We start from the raw sequence: 4,587 nt of genomic DNA on the forward strand, positions 1-4,587 counted from the left end.
ACTTTTTAAGTGATAAATCAGGGGCAAATACAAAACAATCACTAGATGTTGTGCTTAGCTCAAAAGATATCATTTTGATCGCGATTGGTGTTGAGAGTGAAGAGCAAAAGAGTAAGCTAATTGAGCTTGGCATTAAAAATATGCAAGGAATTTACATAGATGAAATCAAAAATATTGGATAATAGATGCATAGCGATAAGATAAAAGACGAACTGCTTCAATGTTTGGTGATCTTTACCAAACTTCATAACAACCCATATAGTGCCGATGCTTTGACTATCGGTCTGCCTGTAAAAGATGGCGAAGAGATCGAGCTTTTTTCACTAAAGAGCTCGAAGTCTTTATTTTCTCGCGCAGCTTCACGTGCTGGCTTTGCATCGACGCTTGTTAGAAAAGACCTTGATCAAATTTCGCCTTTAGTTTTGCCTTGCATTTTGATGCTTAGAGGTAAAAAAGCTTGCATCTTACAATCTTTCAGTGAAGACAAGAAGATGGCAAACATCATCACGCCTGATCTTTCAACTGGTACTAGCACGATAGAAACAAGCAAGCTAAAAGATGAGTATCTAGGCTATGCTTACTACCTAAAACGTGAATTTGTCCCAGAAGATACAAGCTCGACAAAGCTTATCGACGCTGGTAATGACCACTGGTTTTGGGGCACTTTAAAGCGCTCTAAGAAAATTTACTTTGACGTCGTGATAGCAAGCTTTATCATAAACTTATTTGTCCTTGCAAGCCCGCTCTTTACGATGAATGTCTATGACCGCGTCGTGCCAAATAACGCAGTTGAGACACTTTGGGTTCTAGCACTTGGCGTAAGCGTCGTTTATGGCATCGATCTATTTTTAAAATTTGTTCGTTCATATTTTCTTGAGATCGCAGGCAAGAAGAGCGATATCATTATGAGCTCGATCCTCTTTGAGCGCGTCATGGATATGAAATTTAGCAATAAGCCAAAGTCGGTTGGTTCATTTGCTAGCAATTTGAAAGAATTTGACACAGTTAGAAATTTCTTCTCATCTGCGTCGCTTGCTGCCATTGTGGATCTGCCATTTGCGTTAATTTTCTTGATAGTTACCTACTTTATAGGAAGCTACCTTGTGCTTGTGCCTATTGTTATCATGATAGCTATTTTGTGCTACACATTTTTCATAAAAGATCCGCTTCAAAACGCGATTAAAAGCACATTTGAGGCTTCAGCTATGAAAAATGGAATTTTGATAGAGAGCCTTAGCAGCTTAGAGACCATTAAAACTCTTGGTGCTAGCGGCCATGTGCAGTGGAACTGGGAAGAGGCGACTGGCGAGATAGCAAATAGAAGTATCAAATCAAAAATAATCACTACTTCGATCACGACTGTCACGTCATTTTTGGTACAACTAAACACTATCGCTATCATCGTTCTTGGCGTTTATATGATACAAGATACGCACCTTACTATGGGTGGTTTGATCGCTGCTGTTATGCTTAGTTCTCGTGCGATCGCCCCTATGGGTCAAGTAGCCTCACTAGCTGCAAATTTCGAGCAGACAAAGACAGCTTATCAAAGCCTTAGCAAGATCATGCAGATGCCAGTTGAAAGACCTGAGGGCAAGAAATTTGTTAGAAGAAATTCTTTTGATGGCAAGATAGAGTTTAAAAACGTTAGCTTTACTTATCCAGACACCACAAAAGGCTCACTTGATAGGATAAATTTTGTCATTCAGCCGGGTGAGAAAGTAGGCATCATCGGTAGAAATGGTTCTGGTAAGACAACCTTACAAAAGATAATCCTAGGTCTTTACGCACCTACTGAGGGCTCAGTGCTAATTGATGGTATCGATATAAATCAAATAGACCCAGCTGACCTTAGAAGAAATATCGGCTACGTGCCACAAGATGTTGTGCTATTTAAAGGAACGGTTAGAGAAAATATCGTTCAAAAAGCTCCTTATGTAGATGATATGCAGATCATTAAGGCGGCTAAGGTAAGTGGCGTCGATGAATATGTCAATGCTCACCCGCTTGGTTTTGATATGCCTGTCTTTGAAAGAGGTGATGGCATCAGTGGCGGTCAGCGTCAAAGTATAGCCGTGGCTAGGGCATTTTTGCTTGATAGTCCTATCATCTTGCTTGACGAGCCTACAAATTCGCTTGATAATACAGTTGAAAGCAAGCTAAAAGCAAATTTAAAGGTAAATACCGTAAATAAAACCATGATTTTAGTGACTCACAGAACATCGATGCTCGATCTTGTTGATAGGCTCATAGTGATGGACAACGGCAAAATTTTACTAGATGGTCCAAGAGACGAAGTTTTAGCTAGACTTAGTGGGAAGTGATTATGCAAGAAGATATAAAAAATCAACAAAATGAAAATTTAAAGCCAGACGAAAAGCCGGTTCAAAAAAGCGACATAAAAGATCAAGAGAGCGCTGGAGATCAAATTTTAAATAGCGTAGATGGCATCAAGTCAAACATCCAAGCCAAAAACTACGATGCCTATGACTTAAAATTTATGTCAAGCCTCTCAGAAGCGGTTTTGGCAAAGGCTCCATCAACCTCAAAAAAGATACTTTATGCAGTTAGCATAACTGTATTTTGGCTGCTTTTGTGGGCTTCATGGGCACAGATAGATGAGATAACAAGAGGTAGCGGCAAGATCATCCCATCAGGTAAAAACCAAGCGATACAAAACCTTGAGGGTGGTATCGTAGATCAAATTTTTGTAAAAGAGGGCGATGAGGTTAAAAAAGATCAAATTCTAATCAGGCTTGATAACAAAAACTTTACAAGTAGCTACGGCGAGTCAAAGCTAAGACTTGATGAGCTTCAGGCTAAATTTATGAGGCTTGATGCTGAAGCAAATGATAAAGAATTTGACTACAACGAAACAAGAGATGCGAACAATAGCAAAGCTGTAAGATACGAGATAAGCTTGCATAACTCAAACATCGATCACTTAAATGAGCAAATAGGAATTTTGACAGAGCAAATTCACCAGCGCCAAAGTGAGCTAACCGAGCTTAGAAACAAAATTTCTCAAACTCAAAATAGCTACAACCTTGTCTTAAAAGAAAAAGCGATCATGGAGCCTATCTTTAAAAAAGGTCTTGTTAGTGAGGTCGAGTATATCCAGCTTCAAAGACGTGTAAATGACCTAAAGGGCGAGCTTGACGCATCTGTGCTTGCCGTGCCAAGGGTCGAATCAACCATAAAAGAGGCGAAAAATAAGATAGAAGAGGCAAAGCTGGCGTTTAAAAATAATGCAAAAAAAGAGCTAAACGAAGTCTCTGCTGAGATCGCAAGGATAAACGAGTCGCAAATCAGCCTAAGCGACAGGGTTGAAAGAACTTATGTAAGATCTCCAGTAAATGGTATCGTTAGTAAGATGATGGTGCATACAGTCTCTGGCGTCATCAAGCCAGGTGAAAATATCGCAGAGATCGTCCCACTAGAAGATAAACTCATCGCTGAGGTAAAGGTTAAGCCAGCCGATGTTGCGTTCTTAAGACCTGGACTTGATACGATGGTTAAATTTACGGCGTATGATTTTAGTATTTATGGCGGCTTAAAAGGTAAAGTAACGCAGATCAGTGCCGATACCGAGACAAATGAAAAAACAGGCGAGAGCTACTATCTCGTCAGGATAGAAACTGAGAAAAACTATCTTGGTAGCGAAGAGAAGCCACTTAGGATCAAGGTTGGTATGATAGTTTCAGCTGATATCATCACTGGTAAAAAGACGATACTTGACTATCTGCTAAAACCTATCTTAAAAGCAAAACAAAATGCTTTAACGGAGCGATAATGCAAAAGTCAGCTAGCTTTGAGCGAAATTTTAGCGAATATCAAATTTCAAGAGCGAAGTTGGCTGATGAATTTGTCATTGTAAATGATGGCAAAATATGCGATCTAATCGGAAGAGGGATCGTTAAATTTCTCTTTAAAGACTGTGAAAAAAGCTTTGATGAGATGATAAATTTAAAAAGAGAAAATTGTATAAATTTATCTGGCGTGGAGATTAAAGATGAGCTTATAAAGAGCATTAAGATATCTATTAGCGGCTACGATGAAAGTAGCGATAGCTTAGACTTTGATCTAAATTTACTATCTCTTAGTGTGCCATATAGATATGCTATATCAAATGGTTGTTTTGAGATGAGTATCTTTTTAAAAGAAGGCAAAGAAGTGGTTGAGAAATTCTTATCCACTTTTAGCTATAAATTTGAGGCAAATAGTGGCAAGGAGCGCTACTTGATCGTTTTCGTAAATGAGTCAAAAATTTACGAGCAAACCTATATGTGATATAAGGAAATATGGTTATGAATGTGGTTTTTTTTACTCAAAATGGTTCGCTTAATAATCTTTGGCGAGGGTATTTTTCAGATGAAGATGTGAAATTTACTCACAATAAAAAAGATTTTTTTGCAAATTTAAACGACGAGGTTGATATCGTCGGTATCGATACAAACGCTTTTAAAGATAGCCTTGATGAAAATATTAAAACCATTCATGAAAGTTTTCCAAATATAAAATGTCTAATCCTTGCAAACGAACCAAAATTTAGTGAAGGCAAACATCTGCTAGCTCTTGGCGTCAAAG

At 38.5% G+C, this 4,587-nt stretch carries 4 protein-coding genes and 1 pseudogene; all 5 read left to right on the top strand.

Going from position 1 to position 4,587, the window contains the following annotated elements; all coding sequences use genetic code 11:
• Positions 1-182: EAL domain-containing protein (locus tag CYP77_RS05220; protein WP_141090835.1), on the top strand; the 182-nt coding region annotated here is incomplete at its 5' end.
• Between the two features lie 3 nt (positions 183-185).
• Positions 186-2,324 carry a type I secretion system permease/ATPase gene (locus tag CYP77_RS05225; protein WP_021085509.1) on the top strand — a complete coding sequence of 713 codons (2,139 nt, stop codon included), beginning with the start codon at positions 186-188 and terminating at the stop codon, positions 2,322-2,324.
• Positions 2,325-2,326: 2 nt separating this feature from the next.
• Positions 2,327-3,793: an HlyD family type I secretion periplasmic adaptor subunit gene (locus CYP77_RS05230; protein ID WP_012001499.1), complete on the top strand. Its 1,467-nt coding sequence runs from the start codon at positions 2,327-2,329 to the stop codon at positions 3,791-3,793.
• A complete protein-coding gene (locus tag CYP77_RS05235; protein WP_103567738.1) occupies positions 3,793-4,290 on the top strand; it encodes a DUF5416 family protein in 498 nt (165 codons plus the stop codon). Before CYP77_RS05230 ends, CYP77_RS05235 begins: the two co-directional genes overlap by 1 nt.
• Positions 4,291-4,307: 17 nt before the next feature.
• Positions 4,308-4,587 (top strand): annotated as a pseudogene (locus tag CYP77_RS05240) (response regulator transcription factor); the annotation flags it as partial.

It is taken from the genome of Campylobacter concisus (assembly GCF_002913865.1).
In the GTDB taxonomy this organism is placed as follows: domain Bacteria; phylum Campylobacterota; class Campylobacteria; order Campylobacterales; family Campylobacteraceae; genus Campylobacter_A; species Campylobacter_A concisus_AM.